Genomic DNA, 19,883 nt, shown 5'->3' on the forward strand with positions numbered 1-19,883 from the left:
TGCCGAGCGAATCGGCGACGAACGCAGCATCGCCGAGCTGGCGCGTTATGCAAGCGCCGTTACAGGAAGACAGAATGAGCCTCTCGCCGGAGGAGATCGAACGCTACGCCCGCCATCTTGTTCTGCGCGAAATCGGCGGGCCGGGCCAGCAGAAGCTCAAGGCGGCGCGGGTGCTCGTTGTCGGCGCGGGCGGGCTCGGCGCGCCCTTGCTGCAATATCTCGCCGCCGCCGGCGTGGGGACGATCGGCATCGTGGATAATGACGCCGTGTCCCTCTCCAATCTGCAGCGCCAGATCATTCACGAGACTTACGGCGTCGGCCGCCTGAAGGTCGAAAGCGCCCGGGAGGCCATCGCCCGCCTCAATCCGCATGTTCGCGTGGAGCAGTATGCGATGCGACTCACCGAAGACAATGCGCGGGCCCTGATTGCGCGCTACGACGTGGTGGCGGACGGCTCGGACAATTTCGCCACCCGCTATCTGGTTTCAGACGCCTGCTTTTTCGAGAAAAAGCCGCTGGTCACGGCCGCTGTCGGCGGGTTCGACGCCTCGCTCACGACGCTGCGCCCCTTCGAGGCGGGGGCGGACGGCGCCCCCAACCCCACCTATCGCTGCCTCTTCCCCGAGCCGCCGCCGCCCGGGACCGTGCCGAGCTGCGAGGAGGCCGGCATTCTCGGCGCTTTGACGGGCGTCGCCGGCTCCATGATGGCGCTCGAAGTGATTCGCGAGATTGTCGGTTTCGGAGAGGGGCTCGTCGGCCGCCTGCTCCTGATCGACACGCTCGCGATGCGCTTCGAGACTTTGCGCTACGCCTGGGACCCCGAGAATCTGCTGTCGGGGACTATTTCGCCGCGATAACGGCGATCTCGACCTTATATTCCGGCGCCACGAGCTTCGCCTCGACCGTCGCGCGGGCGGGCGGGTTCTGCTTGTCGACCCAGACGTCCCAGACGCTGTTCATCTCGGGAAAGGTCGAAATGTCGGAAAGATAGATGGTGACGGAGAGGATCTTGGCCTTCTCGCTGCCGGCCTCGGCGAGCAGCTCGTCGATCAGGCCGAGAATTTCCCGCGTCTGGTCGGCGACGGAGCCGCCCTTGGTCTTTTCGGCCACCTGGCCCGCCGTATAGACGGCGTTGCCGCGCACGACCGCCTTGCTCATGCGCGGGCCCGCGCCAATTCGCCTGATATCGCTCATAATGCCTCCCGGAGTTTGCGCCGAGGGTTTAGGCGAAGCTCGGCCGGCCGGCAAGAAGCGAGAAAAGTTTCGCTCGACCGCTGGACAAGAGGCAAAGCCCTTTCTATAAGCCCCTCCACGCGCTGCGCGCGCGCCCAGGTAGCTCAGTTGGTAGAGCATGCGACTGAAAATCGCAGTGTCGGTGGTTCGATTCCGCCCCTGGGCACCACTCCCATCCTCCGAAATCCTACTCATAATTTAAGGGAACCTCGCGGGCGCCCCTCTCTTCGCAATCGTACGCTCCGATATTCGGCGACTTACCTCCGCGCCCTTGCTGGCCCCTTGCTAGAAAGGCGTCCGCCTCTACTTTCGCGACATTCGAAATGGCCATTGTCAATCCTTGAGCGTCACCGTGCGCGACAGGCCACCGGGTGCGCAACGCGTCCGAGCGCCGCTGGTTCGTTGCTATCTGCCGATGCGATCTCAACGCCAAAGGAGCGGCGGTTGTCCGTGCTTCGAATGGAATCGAGAATTTACTATTAATGGTAGCCTCCACTTTATTCGTGAGCGCCTTCGTAACCTCTGCGTGGGCGCCACGCGAATTGGCTTCTGAAATTCGCTGTAATTCGCAAGCTCAATTCTGGAGGACCGCATGAGCTCAGTTGCGGGAAATTTCGCAGATAACGGGCCAATTGCGCCTGAGCTCGAAATCGGCCCGAATCAAAGCATTCGGGCGGCGATCTTCCTCAGGCGTTCCAAACTGGCGGAAGACGCGCGGGTGGATTGGGTCGATTACGCCAAAGGCTTTTGCATTGTGCTCGTCGTTATGATGCATTCGACGCTGGGAGTTGAAAATGCGCTATCGTCGGAGGGTTTCGTTCACCCGTTTGTCGAGTTTGCAAAGCCGTTCAGGATGCCTGATTTCTTTCTGATCTCGGGCCTGTTCCTTGCCAGGACGATCGAACGGGACTGGCGGTTATATCTCGACCGCAAAGTCCTGCATTTTGCCTATTTCTACGTTCTTTGGCTGACGATACAATTCGCCTTCAAAGCCCCCGCCATCATCGCCCATTCAGACGGCTGGACGGCCCTTCGAGATTATCTGACAGCTTTTGTCGAGCCCTTCGGGACGCTCTGGTTCGTCTATATCCTGTCTGTCTTTTTCGTGACCACGAAGCTGCTGAAGGGCGTGCCGCCGCTCTTGCTCTACGTCCTCGCCGGCGCCTTAGAGGTCGCTCATTTCCACACCGGTGTGCTACTCGTCGACGAATTTGCGGCGCGATACGTTTTTTTCCTCACGGGATATATCTTCTCGTCAGAAATCTTTGCTTTTGCGGCGGCGGTTCGGTCTCGCCCGGCGCAGGGATTCTTCGGCCTCCTGGTTTGGGGCGTCCTGAACGGGCTCCTCGTGTCTGTCGGTTATGCGCAATTCCCGTTAGTATCGTTCTTTCTAGGTCTCTTCGGCGCGCTCGCCGTAATTTCAGTCGCTGCGCTCCTGGCGGAGGCGAAGGTCTTCGGCGTGTTCCGCTACTTCGGCCGGCGCTCTATTGCAATCTATCTCGCATTCTTCCTGCCGATGGCGCTGTCGCGCGCTGTTCTGGTGAAAACCGGCGTCATCAGCGACGTAGGCCTCGTCTCGATGGTCGTCACCTGTTCAAGCCTAATGGGCGCGCTATCGATCTATCATGCCGCCGAGCGATTGGGTTGGCGTTGCCTTTTCGAGCGGCCGAGAATGTTTCGCATTGCGCCAATCAAGATCGAGCAGTCTTTGGAGACTTGAACAATTGCAAAGGCAATCGGCGGACCGAGCGTCGCAGGTCGGCCCGCCGCTTCGTACTACGGATTACAGAAAGTCAATAACGAAAATACAGTCGAACGCGATCTTGTTCGCGCTTGCAAGCTGGCTCAAATCGACCGCGCCGGAGAGACGGACTGTCGCGGCCTTTCCACGAAACCTGCCGTCGCCGGAAAGAACTTCATTGCTTCCCGGTACGGGGATCGAACCTGTGATGTGCGTCGCGGGAGACGGAGCGGCGGTAGGGCTTACAGGTTGAACCGTCGTGCGGCCGCGCGACACCAGAGTACCCTCGCGGAAATGGAAAATGGTCGTGGCGGTCAGCGATGTCCCATTGCCCTCCGGCGTGAAATCCGACAGGCAGTCGGTCGCGGTTCCAATGATTTCGCCCTTCCGCACGTCGACCAGTTGAAGATCGAAGCAGTTGGCTTGCGTCGAGCCTTGTGGCGTCCTTGGCACAGGCCTTACCTGCCCTATTGCGGCGCCGCGCAAGGCGACGACGAGATTTTTTGTGTCGTCTGCCTGGGCGGGCAGAGCGAGCATAATGCCGGCGGCGGCGAAAAGCCGCGCGAAAAATTGCATATTCATAGGTCCAGTTTCCTTTAGTGGAAGCGGCGACGCAACGAAGATGATTTCGGGAAAGTCGCCGGATGGTTACTGTTGCAATTGCGGAAAGACGAAAGAGATTGCGTCTCGGGAGCGCTACTGGCGTCTCATGCGTAACCTCGGGTGAGATTGCGCGAACCAAAAGTCTGATCGGCGCCGCCCCTCCAAACCTAGCGTCGATCACCGCGAGGATCGCGCTGTCCTTGCGCCTTTACGTTCGCGCAGGTCTTTGAGATGAACGAACGAGATGTCACCTCACGATGAGCGCGTATAGGCATGAATCGGCGTCCGAAGCTTGAAAAGACTATTGCTGACGCGGCGCGCGATGTGTCGCAACCATGATGTCTTGCGGGGCAGGCGCGCCTTGCGGCCGATCTCGGAATGTCCATGACCCCGTCATCCATTATCGCGGGGGGCGGTTTCCTCGGTTGGCCGGGAAGAAAAGCTGTCGACAGACTTATTTCCAAACGCGAAGCACTGCGACAATCCGGTCTGTCCCCCGAAGCCGTAAGTTCATTGCTCTGTAAAATATGTCAGGAACGACATGGCTTCCGGCGACGTCCAATCGACTTCGCCCGTGATGTAACCGACGACCGAACCATTTTTATCTATCACATAAGTGATCGGCATCCCGTAGAGGGTGAACGGCGCATTTGCTTCTGCATCTGCGCGGGCGGCGATCTTTTGCCGGTTATCCAGATAAATGGGGAGTTCGTTCACGTCCATGCGCTGCAGAAACCCTGCGACGGCATTTTTTCCCTGCGTGTCGACGGAGATCGGGACGATTTCGAGCTTGCGAGGATTCGCCTGCGCCCTCAAACGCTGCAGCGAGCGTAATTCTCTTCGACAGGGCGGGCACCATGTCGCCCAGAAGGCCATGAGAATCACTTTTCCTCGGAAAGCGTCCAGTCGCATCGACTTTCCGTCGAGTCTCTCCAATGAAAGCTGGGGCGCGTCGGACCTGGGCCTCAGTTCGACGAATTGCGAACTATTGGTTTGCAGCGCCGGCATGTCGGCCTGAGCTTGCGCCGGCGACAAGGACAACGCCCCCTCGAGAGCGAAGGCGGCGAGCGCGAAAAGCGCCAGCCAAACCGCATTTGTCATGGATGACCCTCTTGTACATCCACGGCGCCAGCGCATTCGAACTCTCAGGCAGGGAGGCGACGTCGAGAGCGAGCGCTCTCCTGCCGCCACCGCCTGAGAGTCGACGCACGGCCGACGTTTTTGGGGCACGATACCGACCGCGGCGTCGTAATCGGTTTCGTGAGAACGCGTGGAAAGGTTACGGAAGATCAGGCGCGCCGTTCCCGAAAAAGCAAAAAATCGAGGGAGATTTTTCCGGGACCGCGCGCAACGAGAATGAGCAGCAGCGTTGCCCAGTAGACATGCGCGGTCCACCAAGCGTCGGGATATACGAAAAACTGGATGACCAGCGTCATGATAAGCAAACCCAACGCCGAGATTCTCGTTGCAAGGCCAAGAAACACCAGCAGAGGCAGAATGAATTCGAGCCCCGCTGTCAGCAGAGCGGCTTTCTCGGGCGGAAGAAACGGCAATTTATAATCATTCTCGAACAACGCGACCGTCGCGTCTCGCAGGCTGGTCGGAATCTGGATCGTCATATCATAGCTGAAATATTCTCCGCCAATCGTTGGTCCTTCAATTTTTGTCTGCCCCGAGATGAAGAAAGGCCGGGCGGCGACAAAGCGCAGAACAAGCGCGAGCACCGAGTAGGGAATCGCGTCCAGATAGTGTGCGATCGAGTGAAACAGTCTCATGGGGGTCTCCGGCTCAACTGTCGGCGGCGGGGAGAAGAGGCTTCAAGGCCAGGATCGCGCCAGACGAGATCAGCAGCCCGGCGCAAGCGGCGAGGTCGAAGCGCGGCTCCCGCGCTTGCGCAACGGGGGCCGCGGAAGCAAGCGTGTGGCCCTCGGCGAGGGCGCGCATGAAATGAAATCCCCCGGCGGGGAGCCGGTGAACCTCGACGTTCCGATATGGACGAACAATCAGCGCATCTTCCGCCACGGAAGCGTCCAAAGTTTCGACCTCGGCGTCGAAGCTGTTCGTGAGCCAGATCGATACGATCGGATAGCTGGATGACCGCAGAAACAAGGAGGGATGCAACCGCAGCCGGGATCGGGCGATCTGCTCTCCCGACAGGGCGAGAAGATCCTCATTTGAAATCGGCGTTGCATCCTCTGCATCGCCAGAACGCGCAATGTCGAACTCCAGCCGGGCGACATCCGGAAGGTAAGGCAACTCGAGAGCTGGATCGAATGCCGCGACGAAGTCGGGGAAGGAGACGCCATATTCCGAGAGCACCGGAGACGCCGGAGGCGAACGCCTTATATATTCCTGCGCCATGCCTCTAAAAAAATCGTCGCCTACGAGTCTGCGGCAGACGGGGAACTGGGCTTCCAGCGCATGTATGAGGCTGGAAAACACGTTGTTGCGATAAACCGCGAAACGGCGCGCGACATCGGGCGCCTCGAGGGGCTGCGGAGGCCGGGCGTCGGGATCGAGCAACGCTGCCGCGAATGGCCCGGCATGGTCGAAAGAACGCATGGTCAGGCGCGTCCTCTCGATGGCGCAGTAAGAGTTCGAGCGTTTTGCAGGATGGTCCTGGCGCTTTGGGCTTCGTTCAAGAGCGTCGCCCATTCAGGGACGTCGTTGTCCCATTCGATCACAGTCCGAACGGGTCCGCGCTTCGCCAGCACGCGCTCGTAAAGCCGCCATACGGGGTCCGGGACCGCCGAGTTGTGCGCATCGATCAGGAGCAGGTCGCCGTCTTCATTTGGCGACTCCGCATATCCGGCGAGATGAATTTCCTCCACCGCAGACATCGGAAAGGCGTCGATATAGGCGTCCGGGTCGAAGCAATGATTGCACGCGCAGACAACGACATTGGTTACATCGAGCAATAGGCCGCAACCGGTAAGACCCGTAATTCGCCTGAGGAACTCCGTTTCGGCGAACGGTGAGTCTTCGAAGCGGCAGTAGGTCGCTGGATTTTCGAGGAGTATGCGCCGCTTCAACGCGTCTTGAACCATCTCGATGTTGGACGCGACGCGGTGAAGCGTTTGGCTCGTATAGGGCAGGGGAAGCAAATCGGCGAAATACCGCCCCGCATGTGACGACCACGCGAGATGCTCGGAAAACAAATGCGGCTGAAATCGATCGACGATGCGGCTCACGCGTGCAAGATGCGCGCGGTCGACGGGATCGAGCCCGCCAAGCGACAATCCCACACCATGCAGGGAGAGGGGATAGTCGCGCCGAATGCGTTCGAGCTGAGCAATTCGTGCGCCGCCGGCGCTCATATAATTTTCCGCGTGAACCTCGAACATGTCGACGCAGCCTGGCGCATCAGCGATATCGTCGGCGTGCTGCGGTTTGAAGCCGACGCCGACGCTGCACGCGCCGGATTCCACCGAGTCCATCGTTTTCCCCGTTCCACGACGTCGGAATCGTCAATTGGCGATGGGGTCGAGGCTGCCCTTTCCCTTGGGCGTGACAATCGAGGTGCAGGTTCCCTTGGGAACATATTTCCAGGCGTCGCCCTGATAATTTTTGGTCGCTGATCCCGCGCAACTGGAGCCAGGACCAGCCGCGCAATCGTTCTTTCCTTTCAACGACACGCCGTAGCATTTTTCCTGCTCGATCTTGGCGCTGGCCGAGTCGATCGACGACAGCGCCGTCGCGAGCGCGCCCGCAACGATCAACATTGTGCAGGTGCGATTATCGTTCATTATTTCCTCCTCTACGGGCCTCAGCGACCCGTTCGCATCAGATTGTCTCACTCCTGTTCTTCGCGCCTCGATGCGTGAAAGTTACCAAACGAGCGGCGCCGCACCGAGCGAGATCGTCACGTCACGGCTCGACGCTGATATTTGTAATCAGCCCGTTTTCGACCCAGGCGGAGAGGAAGCCGGCAATCAGTTGGCTGACGTCTTCGCCGTTGAATTTGAACGACAGGAGCGAACAGACGTCGGAAAATTTCTTTCCTAGCATCGCCTCATTGAGGGCGAGGCGTTCGTCGGGGCCCAGGACGCAATGGAAAACCTCATATTCGCGCCGCCAAACTGCGACCACATCTTTTTCGGCCCGATCGGCCGTCCCGAGCGCCTCCAATTGGTCTCGCAATGATTCATATAGCGAGACGGTTCCGTGTTCGAGGTCGAGCAGGGTCAGGCTGGGATGGAACGAGAAAACGACATTCGGCCAGAGGTCCACGTCGATCTGATGAAGCGCCTCAAAGTTCGAGGCCGCCGCATCGGCCGCATCGAAAGCATCCGCGAGCGCGCGCTCAAATCGCGCGAGATCGCAAGAACGTGGATCAGCGCTCCAAGATTGCGAGCTGAGCATGAATTCTGGCAGACCGCTCGCATACCATCGCGCATTGCGATGTGACGACGGCTTCGACAAAACGTATTCTTCGACAAGGCGACCAAAGCGGTCATCGCCGAGATGGCGACGCAAGACGGAAAAATCTGTTGCGATGAATTCCGCCAGGCGCAGGCGGTAGGCGGTGTGGTAGACGCCGAAAGCTGCCGCGCGGTCTATCCGCCGCGGCGGCGCTATGAATCCAAGCTCGCTCGCATCCGGTTCTTCAGGCTGGAGAATCGCTGCCTGAAAGGCTCTCTGGAAAGAAAGGAGACTCACGCGAGGACCTTTTCCGAGTCGACCGACGCCGCGATCCCTCGCATTTTTTCCACCTCTCGCATCAACTCCTCGAACGGAGGGAATTGATCGTCCCGCTCGATCATCGACGAAACGTCGCCAAATCTATTCCGGGCGTGCGCGTACAGCTCCCAGACGTCTCCGCAGACGGGGTGATCGTGCGTATCGACCTTGTGGGTGACGTAATCGCTGTGACCAGCGAGGTGTATTTGCTGGACGCGATCCGCCGGAAGCGTGTCGATATATCGGACCGGATCGAAGCCATGATTGAAGGAGGAGACAAATACATTGTTGACGTCGAGCAGCAGGAGGCAATCCGCGCTTTCGGCGAGTTCGGTTAAAAATTCATGCTCGCTCATCTCGGACCCGTCGACCGAAACGTAAGTGGAAGCATTCTCGACGAGGATCCTTCGGCCCAAAAAATCCTGCACGCGCATGATGCGCTCAGCGACGTGACGGAGCGCTTCGGACGTAAATGGAATTGGCAGCAGGTCGTGCAGATTCGCGCCGTCAACGCCTGTCCAGGCGAGGTGATCCGAAATCCAGGCGGGCTCTATCCGCGCAGCGAGCGCCTTCAATGCGGTCAAATAATCGAAATCGAGCTGATCGACGGAAGCCAGAGACATGGAGACGCCATGCATCACGATCGGGTACGAGGCTCGAATACGATCGAGAATCACGAGCGGACGCCCGCCCGGAACCATGTAATTCTCCGAGATGATCTCGAACCAGTCGACCGCCGGATTGCGCTCCAGAATGTCGGGATAGTAGATCGGCCGCAAACCGAGCCCGAAGCCGAGCGAGCGAGGCGTCGTCACGTCGTTGACCATTCCGAGATTGTGGGGCGGGACGCGCGCGATTTCTCGCCGGTCCCGCCAGGACCATTACATCGTCTGAACCGTGCCGCCCTTGGCTTCACACGCCTTCGCGGATTTCGCCGGCAGCCAGCCCTGGCCCTTGCATGAATTCATGCCTTTGCACGAGCTGCTTGCCGTCTTGCAGGCGCCCATGCTCTTGCAGTTGTTGATGCCGGCGCAATGAACGGGCTCGGCGGGCGCCTTCTTGGCGAGCGCGCTGGACGTGGCGACGCCGCTGGCGGCGAGCGCAATGGCGGCGGCGGCGAGGGTCGCGCCCGAAATGATGTTGGTCTTCATTCGTCTTCCTCTGTCGTAGATATTGTACGCGCGTGCAAGCGCTTCGCTGCTACTCAGCTACGCAATCCAATTCGAAACGGATTGGGCGGAAGTTACATGAGCCGTCACGCATGGCGTCGAACTCTCGCATTGGTTGAAATACAACCGTTGGTGGCTTGAAGGTCTTTCGATTTCGGAAATAATCCTTGTGGGGCGTCCCCTTAGGGGGAAAAGGCGGGGGCACAACTCACCAAAAAATATTTTTCGAGAGAGTGCATTCGCGTCGCGCATGGCGGCGGGATGTGCGCGGACGCATGTCTCCGAATTTCCGAAGCTGACATTTTTCCTTCGTGCGTTCATCGCGCACGGGGCTTGATAACTCGGCCGCACACGGTGTGTGCCGGGCGTGGTTCCTTTTGTCTGAAATGTAGTAGCGGACGCGAAGACGCAACGTCTTTCGTCCGAATGCATAGTATTGTCTCTGCTTACAGGCGGATAATATCTGACAAATACTGATCGTGGTGGAATATTGATGATATTTAAGCTTGACTTAGTAGTAATCGTCATTCTCTTTACAGCGCGGCGGCAATGGAGGGGCTGAATATGGTAAACCGACGCAATGCATTGAAATTGGGGCTGAGCGCCGCAGGCGCAGGAATCGTCGCAAAAGAAGCGAATGCGGTTCCGCAAAGCGGGCTGCTGTTTCCCGACGGCTATATCCCGGGCTTTCAGGCGCATCCGAGCCCGCCGGCGACGCCGTTTGTCGCGCCTTTATATGTCATGCCGACCGCGCAACCGGTTCCCGTCGGCGCTCTCGGAACGCCGCCCGATCCGGCGCGGCATCAGCGCTACAACGAGTTTCTGCCGAAGAAATTTTACAAGCAGGTTCTGTCGGAATTCAGGTGGGTCTACCATCCGGAAGGCCCTTACGCGAACGGCTCGTGGGCATACGGTTTCAACGGCGCGACGCCGGGCGAAACATTCATGGCGCGCTATGGCGAACCGATCTTCGTCCGCCGCATCAACAATCTGCCGCCCGTGGGGACGGGAAACGTCTCCTTTGCGCTGCCGTCGAGCACGATCCACACCCATAACGGCCATCAGGCGTCCGAGAGCGACGGCAACCCCGCGGACTTCACGTTCCCGGGCGAATTCTGGGATCACCACTATCCCAACATCTATGCAGGCAATGATCCTCGCGAGGCGCTGAGCACGCTGTGGTATCACGACCACCGTCTCGATTTCACCGCGCCGAACGTGTACGCCGGATTGTCGGGCTTTTATCTGATGTTCGACGAGGCCGACTCGGGCAACGAACGGGATCCGAGCCCCAAGGCCTATCGTCTCCCGAGCGGCAGATACGACGTTCCACTCATTCTGCACGATGTCCTATTCGACCAGAACGGCCAACCGGTTTGGGACTTCACTGGCGCACATCCGATCACAAATTCGCACGAATTGGGCGGCTACGTCGGCAATGAGGTCTATACTAACCATGGCATGCTCGGCGACCGCTTCACGGTCAACCGTCGCATTCAGCCTTATTTCCGGGTCGAGCGGCGCAAATACCGCTTCCGCCTCCTGAATGGCGGCCCCTCGCGTCTTTATAAGCTCTATCTCACTAAGCAAGGCAACGACGCGATTCCGTTCGTGGCGATCTCGAATGACGGCAATCTGCTGCCGCAGCCGATACTGACGGACAATGTCGATCTCTGGGTCGCAAATCGTTGCGACATCATCGTCGACTTCTCGAAGTTCAACGCTGGCGACAAGATCTATCTGACGAACCGCCTCGGCATGCGAACAGACGGTGCTGGTCTTTCGGGTCATCTGCTGGATCAAGGCGACCTGATCATGCGCTTCGACGTCGTCGGCCCCATGGCCTTCGATCCGAGCCGCATTCCCGACGAGTTCCGTGAGCTGCCGCCGATCAACCTCAAGGACGTCAAGCGCGAGCGCCTGTTCGTCTTCGACTACGACAATGGTCTCTGGACGGTGAACGGCAAGCTCATGGTTCCGAGCCGCATCGACGCCGCGATCGAGCAGGGCACGGCCGAAATCTGGACAATCCGAAACGGCGGCAACAACTGGTCGCACCCGATCCACACACACTTCGAAGAATTCCAGATCATCGAAAGGAATGGAAAGCCGATCGCGCCAGGCTCCATGCTGAACGCCCGAAAGGACGTTGTCGAGCTCGGACCGGGCGACGAAGTCAAGTTCTATGGCCACTGGCGAGACTTCCTCGGCAAATATGTCATGCACTGCCACAACGTCGTGCATGAGGACCATTCCATGATGATCCGCTGGGACATCGTGAAGCCCGGCCAGGGCTTCTGATCCGCCAGCAACAATTCCAAGGAGAGTTAGATGAACGAGAGGCGTAAATTCCTCGCGGGGCTGTCGCTCGCGGGTTTGCTGCCTGCCGTCAACGCCGCGCAGGCCATGACGACCGGGCAGGAGAACGAGCATGTCCATAGCGGCGTTCAGCTCTATGGCCGCAGCCAATTGCCGGAAACGGCCGTCGAGACGCACGACGGCCGCAACCTGCAGCTCTACGGCGATCTCATCCGTAACAAGGTCGTCATGATCAATTTCATGTCGATCGCGAACGAGGAGAGTTTCCCCATCACAGCGAGCCTCGCGAAAGTCGCGAAGCTGCTCGGCGACCGGATGGAAGAAGAGGTTCGGATCATCTCCATAACCGGCGATCCTGAAAACGATACGGTGGAGCGTCTCGCGGCCTTCGCCGAAAAATTCGGCGCGCCAAAGGGCTGGACCTTCGTCCGCGCGCCGAACGGCGGCAATGCGGCTTACGCGTCGCGCCTCTATAAGCATGGCCGGGATCCCTCTCGTCCCGCCTCCGTCGATCTCGTTCACTACGGCAATGACGCTGTTGGCTTGTGGGCCAGCTTCCCGGCCTTGATCGGGCCGGACGACGCGCTGTGGCGGGTCAAGTCGGTCATGAATGGAAAGCCGGTGACGGGCGAACTCGTCCAGGCTGGTCCGCGTCGCCTCGACGAGGACGGACCTTCCTTCAACAATCGGGCCATTTGAAGCGATCGGAGCAACGTCATGAAGTGGAATTATTCACCCAAGGTGACGATCGCCTCGACGGTGATCGCCCTTTTCCTCGGCGGTTCGAGTTTTGCGCAAGTGCCGCCCCCGCCGGATAGCCGCGTTCCTAATCCTTTCCCGATGCCTTCGAGCTACACGCGCATCGACTCGGCAGATGGAAAGACGACGACTTTCATTACGCCGGAAGGGCCTTTCCCGAAGTCGGATCCGTGGGTCAATCCGACGAATCTTCTTCCCACGCGCTATGAAAATGTGAAAGGCGCCGATGGGAACGAAATTCCAAACACACTGTCGTCTACGCCACAGCATCCCTACAACCTTCACCCCGATCCGGTGATCACGCCGATAAACAAGACATCGCCTACGGACGACCTCGCGGCGATTTTCAATGCCTGGCGCCGGAAGGACAATCCTGGACGGGGCGACGACCGCGGCCACGGCGACGACAAACACCCTTATTCGCCTTCAGGCTTCAAGCAGGCGGACGTCCAGCGCGCGCTCGACATTCTCGAGGGAAACCCGATCTCGGATCGGGCCTATAGCGGCATCCCCATGATGCACTATGATGGCCCGAACAAGGTGAAGAAGGTTATCCCCGTCAAGGACGCGAATGGCAAGGTCATTGGCGGCAACGTCCATGTCCATCAGGTCTGGTTCGATACGCATATCGAGTCGGACACCGCGTTCATCGACCCGTCGGACGTCCTGGATGTTCCCTTCACCGTCACTTACACGCTCGATACGCTGAATCGAGGCCGCGAGGATTTCGCGCCGATGCAGATGTATGTCGATCCGTCGGGCGGCAATGGCGCGATCCCGCTCGTCACCATGGATTTGACCTTCTTCCCGATGGAAGACGGCACACGCACTGTGATTCCACTGTCCATGGCGCCGGGCAAGAACTTCAACCTTACCTACCATTGGGGTTGGCGCCGGCATCCCCCGCGCGTCGAGGTGCAGGAAAACGCCCTCAAGGTTGCGATGGGCCGCACGCTCGTGCAGTGGGAAACCGACACTTTCGGCGAAAACCCGCGCGCGAGCCAGGCGGCAAAGGAAGCGGCGATCGGCATGATCGGCGACCTCGCCCCGTCGAAGCGCATGTGGAAGGCTTTCCGCAAGCTTCAGCAGGGTGGATTCAATCCCTCGGTCATCGCAGAAGCCGAGCGCGCCTTCTTCCAGTGGCAGGATCGTAACGCGCTGCCGGATGGCGTGACTGAGGATCCGAACGCGGACATGACGTTGTTCTATGCGGACAACACGATCTACGGCCACCAAAAGGGGATCGTCGTCAACAATCAAGCCCAGCCGATTCTGGAGAAGTGGCATCTGCGCGGCGCAGAGGTGAAGGTCAAGCTGATCAATGGCGACTACTTCCCCCATGGCTATGTCGCGGTCGACTTCGGCGGCATGCGCGGTTGGGAAAACACGTTCCAAAATACGTTGCCGGTGAACGGCGCGGGCGCTTTCTTCACCTTCGGCCGCGCCTGGTGGGAGATGAACACGCCGACTCCGGTGCTTGTCCCCGCCGCTACGCCGGGCCCAGCTTCGCCGGGACCGCGCTACAGGACGTCGGAGGAGGAAACGAAGGAGCTCGACGAGATCAAGCCGGAGATCTTCGCGCACCGGAATCTCTGGCAGCGTGAAATGGATCCCGAGGGCAAGACGGTTCACCGGGGTCGTTTGACGCCGAGCTACCCGGTGTCCAACGGGGACGTGCTGGGCGAGCATACAGTGATCCTGAAGCTCAATTACGAGCCGTCGCTTCGCTTGCGTCTTTACCAGTTCGATCCACTCCATCACGAGCAGGCAATCTGGTCGATCCATTAATGAAAATGCAGGCGCCGGAACTACCGGCGCCTGCCCGGCAAGAGGCGACGATGGCAAATTTCGGTATCGCCCCCCGCCTTCCTATATGGGTGGCGCTTTCTGTTTCGCTCTCTCTCGTAACATTGGCTGGGTCGCGCGCCGCCCAGCTCGATACAGCGATCGTTCGTAGTGAATTGCGTTTCGTCGCGCCCGAAATCACCCTGACGGACGACGCCCGGCGCCCCGTGCGTTTGGATCAGCTTCTGGCTGAGCGCCGACCGGTCATCGTTCAGTTCATTTTTACGAGCTGTACGACCATTTGCGGCGTCCTCACCTCGACTCTGGCGGCGGCTAGGAACGAGTTATCGGCGATAGGCGGCGACTACCAAGCTATTTCGATCACGATTGACCCCGATTACGATACGCCCGAGCGCCTGCATGAGTTTGCGGGGAACTTCCCGCTCGACGACCACTGGAGGCTGCTGACGGGACGCAGCGACGACATTGCGCGGGTGCTTGCGACCTTTGACGCACGCTTTGCAAATGATGCAAAAGCAAACCATCGCGCTTACACTTATCTCCGCGGGGCTCCCGATCAGCCTTGGGTCCGCATTGAAGGGCTCATCAACTGCAAGCAGCTCGTAAGCGAGTACCGATCCGTTGTCGAAAACGCCCACCACCTACATTGAGCGCGCCGCGCGCGCGATTTCGGTAATCCTGTCGTTCGGCGCACTCCCGCCTTTGGCGACCGCCGGGGAGCCGGCCCCAGACGCCGCTCTCGGCGAACGCCTGTATTTCGAAGGGCGGAAAGTCGACGGCTCGCCGCTCTTGGCAAAAACGCAGAGCGATGTGCCTTTGCCTGGTTCGCGCGCGGCTTGCGTCACCTGCCATAGACCGAGCGGATTCGGAACCAGCGAGGGGGGCTATTTCGTCCCTCCCATCAACGGCGCGACGCTGTTCAGCGAACGGAAACTCGACCGCGGACGTTTCCTTCTCAATCGCTTCGAGCAGGCGCAACCGCAGCGCTATCGCGCGCGCCTCAGCCAGCCGCATATGCGGCCTGCCTATGATTTCGATACGCTCGGACGCGCTTTGCGAAATGGCGTCGACGCGGCGGGGCAAGAGCTCGACCCCATTATGCCGCGCTACGAGCTTTCGGACGCCGATGTAGCGAATCTTCAGGCCTTCCTGAAAAACCTCTCGGCGAAAATCGATCCTGGCGTCACTGACGAGGAGCTTCATTTTGCGACGGTCGTCAGTAAAGATGCGGCGCCACAAGACCGCGCCGCCATGCTTTCTGTCATCGAGGCGTATTTCGATTGGGCGAACAAGAATTCCGGCGGAGAACGCAGCCGAGAAGGATTTTCTCCCTACCATCAATCCGAGCTCATCTCCGCAACACGCAAATGGCGTCTGCATGTTTGGGAGCTCGACGGAGCGCCGGAGAGCTGGCCGGAGCAGCTTGAACAAAAATATCGAGCTCAGCCCGTCTTCGCGCTCGTTTCCGGACTGGCGCCCGTCTGGGGCCCGATCGCCGAATTTTCCGACAGCCAGAAAATTCCCGCTCTTTTTCCCAATACGGAACTGCTGGGAAACCGCAAGGATAGTCGGACCTTCTACTTCACTCACGGCCTCGAGTTGGAAGCGAAGGGTCTCGTAACTTTTTTCTCGCGCCGCACAGGGGAAAAGAAGCGGATTCGGCAAATTGTCGGCGAGGGGCCTCTCGCGGCCGAGCCGGCCAAGGTTTTCGAGCAAGGGGCGCGCGCAGCGGGCGTCGACGTGGAGACGATCTCCGCAGCGGACAACATTGCTGGCCGTCGACCAGCGTCGAATGGCGCGACCGACGGCGTCGTCCTGTGGCCCGGACAAATGGACGATGAAAAGATCGCGTCCTTGTTGTCTGTTTCGCCTGCCGCGGCTCCTCTTTATCTACCTTCACACAAACTGGATTTCGCGAGAAGCAAATGGGCGCAGCCTTTCGCAGACCGTCTCTTTTTCGTTGACCCTTACGAGGTCGACGTCGGGTCTCATCCTCTATCCTTCCGCGTACGCGCATGGATCAATACGCGTGGCGTTCAAATCACCAATCAAACGCTTCAGTTCCAGACATATTACGCCCTGTCGCTCCTCGACGCCGCGGTTGGGCGTCTCAAGACGGACTTCTTCCGCGACTATCTTGTCGAGAATGTCGAGCACGAAGCGGAGGGAGATCTGAACCCGGGCATATTCCCGCGTCTTTCTCTCGGTCCCGGACAGCGGGTCGCTTCTCACGGCGTTTTCGTCGTGCGGACCTCGCCGGACAGAAATGATGCGGTCGAGCCTGTCGGAGACTGGATGATTCCATGACAAGCGGCGGCGAAGCTGCGCTCCCGGCGCGCTTCGCATCGCTTCCAAAGGCGCTGCGACTATACGGTCAACAGCACGCCCCCGATGATGCGCTCTTGCCGGCGCTATCCGGGCCGAACGGGGTATTAGCGCCGCAACCCGGAAAGATGCCGAAATGGCGTGAGAAATCCCCGATAAAGTCGAAATGGTTTGCGAAGCGGCTTTCGGCGAGCATCCGCCAGCTATTGCCGCAGACCGGAAAAATGCGTCCCTTTTCGAATTTGTGATGTTCGTCGAGCTCGAACACATGCGGCGCATCTGGAACGCCGCCCTTGTAGATCACGGCCTGCCCGTAATCTTCACAGGCAGGTTCGAGACCCTCGATTTTGAACAGACGATAAGTCGCGGAATAAAAGCGCGCATTGCCGATCTTTTGCTCGATCTGGGGATCGGCGATTTCCAGCGGTCGACTTGTCACGAGTCGGGGATCGCCGAAGCCGGCGGCCTTTGCGAGGGAAAGAAAATCTCCCCAATAAAGCGCGCCGCCGAGACATTCTCCATAGATCACGGGGTCGGCGCGGAGGGCCTCGTCGAGACGGCGATCGGCGTAGACGTCTGCGAAATAAAACTCGCCGCCCGGCTTGAGCAGCTTGAATGCGCCTCTCAGCACGGCAAGTTTGTCGACGGACAGATTGACGACGCAGTTGGAGACGACAACGTCGAAAGTTCCGGCCTCCAGGCCCAGAGCATCGAGCGTCTCGATATATCCGCGCATAAATCGCACATTGCTGCGAGGAAAGTCGAACTTCGTCCTGTGCCATTCGACATGAGCTTCGGCGACGGCGAGTTGCTCGGGGGTCATGTCGACGCCGACGACTTCGCCATCTGGGCCGACGAGCTGCGCAAGCGCATAGACGTCACGACCGGAGCCACAACCGAGATCGAGAACGCGGCGCCCGCCCAATAGCTCGGGAACGACGAGCCCGCAGCCATAATATTTCGCGAGCACTTCCTCGTGAATATTGGCCAAAAGCCCCTTGACCCGCTCGGGCATGTTGTCAGATGTGCAACAAGCCTTTGTCCTCAGATCTTCCGAGCCTTTCAGGGTTTTCCCGTAGTAATCCTTGACTGCTTGAATCTTCATTTGCTCGCCTCAGCAATGAGAGATCGTGTCGTTCTCAAGCGCAGTCAATTCTGCGGTTCGCCAGTAGAGAAGCCGACGACCGAACAGCGCAGCGAAGGCAGATAACGCAATGACCGAGCCGAACTGCCAGACGAGAACCATTATGGCGGACTCCTGCCTGTGGACCAAAAGCATCGCGGCGGCGCTCAGCGACGTGGCGGCGAGCGCCGAGAGACCGGTCGTCAGGTGAGGCGCAATCGGCGCGCCGCGTCTGACCATGACGAAGATCAGCACAGCCGGCGCCGCGCTTGCCGCCGCGATTTTCCACACGCAACTGATATCCAGGTTGAGATGCAGCGCCCGGATTCCGGACAGGGCGATCTCGCGCTGGCATCCTTCGCCGATAAAGGCAAGCCACAGAGCGAGGAAGGGGAAAGGCGCGAGACGCTCCCACAATGGCCGGCCGGGGCAGGTCGAACAGAAAGCAGCCGCTCCGGCCATCATGCCGGTCAAGACAGCGGCCGCCAATTCGATCATAAACCGCGGTTCTCTAATTCGAACGGATAAATCTTGTCGTAGCCCCACGACAAAAACCATGGCCCCCATGAAGGTGAGGGACAGAAGAAACCAGACAGCCGTCCGGACGAAGGGGTGTGGTAAACGGCGCACGGGCAAAGCGCCGCGGGCTAGCCGACGAATGAGCTCTTCGGTATTCATCGCTTCGAGCTCTCTTTTTTCAGGTAGTCGCGCATTGTCTTTATCGCCCGGTGGACGCTGACTTTCAGCGAGGCCACGCTCCTGCCGGTCGCGACCGAAGCCTCCTGGAGCGATAGACCTCTTATTTTCATAAGCTCGATCGCCTCACGTTGTCCGTCGGGCAATTGCGCCAGCGCGCGCCGCAAGAATTCCTGGTCATCTGAGACCTCCTGTTCGCTCTTCGCGTCATCCCCCGAAAAGGTTTCTGGCAAGACATCCACCGTGGTCTCATGCGCGCTTCGTGCCGATTGCCGCCTCAGAGCGTCGATCGCTCGGCGTGCGACGATCGTCATGAGCCAAGGCATAAAAGGACGTCCCGGATCGTAGGTGTGCCGGACGGTGTGGATCGAAATCAAAATTTCCTGAACAATATCTTCGACGTCCGATGCGCCGGGTCGCTTGTAGGCGACCGATCGTCGAAGCAAGGGAAGCATCTCGGTCAAAAGCGTCGCATAGGCGGTGTTGTCCCCCTCCTGTGCGGCGCTCATCAGCGTCCGCCACCGCGCCTCGCGCGCCGTATTCGCGCGGTCGTATCTCTCAGTCGGCATGCGATTGTCACCCTCGGAATAGAGCTTCGGCGTCGTCAGGCGCACGCTCTCCAGCCCGGTATCCACGCCCTCATAGCAGCTTTCGGCGTCCGATTGGGTGGCGAAGTCAGCTAATTATCGGATTGGCCCCGATCGCAGAGCCCCCGTCTCATCGACGGCTCCTGGGGACGACAGCGAATGCTCCGTCTCCCGGAGGGGCTCTGCAAGTGACCATGCCGCCCGTATCCATTGCAGTTGGGGGCGGCGTCCGGTTCGATCAGGCGGGAATCAAACCTCGCGGCCTGTGGCCGAAGGATCGCGTTCGATCGGAATCTTGCAGAAGCCTTGAGCCGGAACATCGAGCGCCGCATTGAATTTCGAAGAGAGATTTTGGAAGGCGATCAAGCCCGTCAGCTCGACGATCGTGTCGTCGGGCCATTGTTGTTTCAGCTTCGCACGCAGCCCGTCACTGACCCCGGGGGTCGTGATCGTCATGGCTTCCGCATATTCGAGCGCGAGTTTTTCCTCCTGCGAGAACAGGTCGCTATCGCGCCACTTCGAAAGGGCGTCGATCTTGTCCATCGCAACCCCGCGCTTTGCGAGCGTCGCCGAGTTGATGTCCACGCAGAATGCACAGTGATTGATTTGGGAAACCCTGACCGTGACCAAAGAACGCAGGGTGGGAGAACAGGGGGACCGCCGCCGATCGAGGGCGCCGTAAAGTAGCGCCACGGCCGCAAAGACCCAGGGAGACCGCCCCCACAACAGGCCGGGATCGAGAACGCGGCCATATGTTCGCTTTTGCTTCCAGAAAAAAAGCCGGATGAACCACGGATAATCGGACAAATCCTTTGCCGGGATGACGGACATTCTCTGCTCCG

General features: G+C 59.4%; 21 protein-coding genes, 1 tRNA gene and 1 pseudogene. 8 read left to right on the plus strand and 15 right to left on the minus strand.

Annotated elements, in window-relative coordinates:
- The first annotated feature begins 74 nt into the window (after positions 1–74).
- Positions 75–857, plus strand: coding sequence for a molybdopterin-synthase adenylyltransferase MoeB (locus JJT62_RS02040; RefSeq protein WP_202071013.1), 783 nt, complete (start codon positions 75–77; stop codon positions 855–857).
- Here the strand turns inward: JJT62_RS02040 and JJT62_RS02045 are convergent.
- Positions 841–1,194, minus strand: coding sequence for a RidA family protein (locus JJT62_RS02045; protein ID WP_202071014.1), 354 nt, complete (start codon positions 1,192–1,194; stop codon positions 841–843). The two genes, JJT62_RS02040 and JJT62_RS02045, sit on opposite strands and share 17 nt — an antisense overlap.
- A 132-nt stretch (positions 1,195–1,326) precedes the next feature.
- Between JJT62_RS02045 and JJT62_RS02050 the strand changes: the two genes are divergently transcribed.
- Both JJT62_RS02050 and JJT62_RS02055 read left to right on the plus strand, forming a co-directional pair.
- Positions 1,327–1,402 (plus strand) — tRNA-Phe (locus JJT62_RS02050).
- Between the two features lie 423 nt (positions 1,403–1,825).
- Positions 1,826–2,953, plus strand: a complete 1,128-nt coding sequence (locus JJT62_RS02055; protein ID WP_202071015.1) for an acyltransferase family protein — start codon at positions 1,826–1,828, stop codon at positions 2,951–2,953.
- Between the two features lie 63 nt (positions 2,954–3,016).
- Here the strand turns inward: JJT62_RS02055 and JJT62_RS02060 are convergent, their stop codons facing one another.
- The 10 genes and pseudogenes from JJT62_RS02060 to JJT62_RS02100 form a co-directional block, all read right to left on the minus strand.
- Positions 3,017–3,556 (minus strand): hypothetical protein, encoded by a 540-nt coding sequence (locus JJT62_RS02060; RefSeq protein ID WP_202071016.1) that lies wholly within the window; start codon positions 3,554–3,556, stop codon positions 3,017–3,019.
- A gap of 531 nt (positions 3,557–4,087) precedes the next feature.
- On the minus strand, positions 4,088–4,678 hold the full coding sequence (locus JJT62_RS02065; protein ID WP_202071017.1) for a TlpA disulfide reductase family protein: 591 nt from the start codon (positions 4,676–4,678) through the stop codon (positions 4,088–4,090).
- A gap of 188 nt (positions 4,679–4,866) precedes the next feature.
- Positions 4,867–5,352 carry a DoxX family protein gene (locus tag JJT62_RS02070; protein WP_202071018.1) on the minus strand — a complete coding sequence of 162 codons (486 nt, stop codon included), beginning with the start codon at positions 5,350–5,352 and terminating at the stop codon, positions 4,867–4,869.
- Positions 5,353–5,365: 13 nt separating this feature from the next.
- Positions 5,366–6,139 carry a DUF2063 domain-containing protein gene (locus JJT62_RS02075; protein ID WP_202071019.1) on the minus strand — a complete coding sequence of 258 codons (774 nt, stop codon included), beginning with the start codon at positions 6,137–6,139 and terminating at the stop codon, positions 5,366–5,368.
- A 2-nt stretch (positions 6,140–6,141) separates the two neighbouring features.
- Complete coding sequence (locus tag JJT62_RS02080; protein WP_202071020.1) at positions 6,142–7,014, minus strand: DUF692 family multinuclear iron-containing protein; 873 nt, start codon at positions 7,012–7,014, stop codon at positions 6,142–6,144.
- 30 nt (positions 7,015–7,044) lie between these two features.
- On the minus strand, positions 7,045–7,323 hold the full coding sequence (locus tag JJT62_RS02085; RefSeq protein ID WP_202071021.1) for a DUF2282 domain-containing protein: 279 nt from the start codon (positions 7,321–7,323) through the stop codon (positions 7,045–7,047).
- A 121-nt stretch (positions 7,324–7,444) separates the two neighbouring features.
- Positions 7,445–7,939, minus strand: a complete 495-nt coding sequence (locus tag JJT62_RS19025) for a hypothetical protein (protein ID WP_246744651.1) — start codon at positions 7,937–7,939, stop codon at positions 7,445–7,447.
- 9 nt (positions 7,940–7,948) lie between these two features.
- Positions 7,949–8,236, minus strand: a pseudogene (locus tag JJT62_RS19470) (DNA-binding domain-containing protein); the annotation flags it as partial.
- Positions 8,233–9,072, minus strand: a complete 840-nt coding sequence (locus tag JJT62_RS02095) for a DUF692 domain-containing protein (RefSeq protein ID WP_370568467.1) — start codon at positions 9,070–9,072, stop codon at positions 8,233–8,235. The gene JJT62_RS02095 and the pseudogene JJT62_RS19470, both read right to left, overlap by 4 nt.
- A 66-nt stretch (positions 9,073–9,138) precedes the next feature.
- Positions 9,139–9,408: a hypothetical protein gene (locus JJT62_RS02100; protein ID WP_202071024.1), complete on the minus strand. Its 270-nt coding sequence runs from the start codon at positions 9,406–9,408 to the stop codon at positions 9,139–9,141.
- A 582-nt stretch (positions 9,409–9,990) separates the two neighbouring features.
- Here JJT62_RS02100 and JJT62_RS02105 point away from each other — a divergent pair.
- From JJT62_RS02105 to JJT62_RS02125, 5 genes are read left to right on the plus strand one after another with little or no spacing between them, the layout of a single operon-like run.
- Entirely contained in the window at positions 9,991–11,727 is a 1,737-nt protein-coding gene (locus JJT62_RS02105; protein ID WP_202071025.1) for a multicopper oxidase family protein, read from the plus strand.
- Positions 11,728–11,757: 30 nt separating this feature from the next.
- On the plus strand, positions 11,758–12,444 hold the full coding sequence (locus JJT62_RS02110; protein WP_202071026.1) for an SCO family protein: 687 nt from the start codon (positions 11,758–11,760) through the stop codon (positions 12,442–12,444).
- Between the two features lie 18 nt (positions 12,445–12,462).
- Positions 12,463–14,292 (plus strand): hypothetical protein, encoded by a 1,830-nt coding sequence (locus JJT62_RS02115; protein ID WP_202071027.1) that lies wholly within the window; start codon positions 12,463–12,465, stop codon positions 14,290–14,292.
- Complete coding sequence (locus JJT62_RS02120; protein ID WP_202071028.1) at positions 14,292–14,960, plus strand: SCO family protein; 669 nt, start codon at positions 14,292–14,294, stop codon at positions 14,958–14,960. Before JJT62_RS02115 ends, JJT62_RS02120 begins: the two co-directional genes overlap by 1 nt.
- Positions 14,932–16,617 carry a c-type cytochrome gene (locus JJT62_RS02125; RefSeq protein ID WP_202071029.1) on the plus strand — a complete coding sequence of 562 codons (1,686 nt, stop codon included), beginning with the start codon at positions 14,932–14,934 and terminating at the stop codon, positions 16,615–16,617. The genes JJT62_RS02120 and JJT62_RS02125 overlap by 29 nt, the downstream gene beginning before the upstream one ends.
- A 67-nt stretch (positions 16,618–16,684) precedes the next feature.
- Here JJT62_RS02125 and JJT62_RS02130 read toward each other — a convergent pair whose 3' ends face one another.
- The 4 genes from JJT62_RS02130 to JJT62_RS02145 all read right to left on the minus strand — a co-directional run bounded on the left by JJT62_RS02130 (position 16,685) and on the right by JJT62_RS02145 (position 19,872).
- On the minus strand, positions 16,685–17,740 hold the full coding sequence (locus tag JJT62_RS02130) for a methyltransferase domain-containing protein (protein WP_202071030.1): 1,056 nt from the start codon (positions 17,738–17,740) through the stop codon (positions 16,685–16,687).
- 9 nt (positions 17,741–17,749) lie between these two features.
- A complete protein-coding gene (locus tag JJT62_RS02135) occupies positions 17,750–18,436 on the minus strand; it encodes an NrsF family protein (protein ID WP_255537150.1) in 687 nt (228 codons plus the stop codon).
- The gene (locus JJT62_RS02140; RefSeq protein ID WP_283483634.1) at positions 18,433–19,068 is read right to left on the minus strand and encodes a sigma-70 family RNA polymerase sigma factor; all 636 of its coding nucleotides are present in this window, start codon (positions 19,066–19,068) and stop codon (positions 18,433–18,435) included. The genes JJT62_RS02135 and JJT62_RS02140 overlap by 4 nt, the downstream gene beginning before the upstream one ends.
- Positions 19,069–19,290: 222 nt before the next feature.
- A complete protein-coding gene (locus JJT62_RS02145; protein ID WP_202071032.1) occupies positions 19,291–19,872 on the minus strand; it encodes a carboxymuconolactone decarboxylase family protein in 582 nt (193 codons plus the stop codon).
- Positions 19,873–19,883 lie beyond the last annotated feature (11 nt).

The sequence above is a fragment of the Methylocystis sp. Sn-Cys genome (assembly GCF_016745395.1).
Classification (GTDB): domain Bacteria; phylum Pseudomonadota; class Alphaproteobacteria; order Rhizobiales; family Beijerinckiaceae; genus Methylocystis; species Methylocystis iwaonis.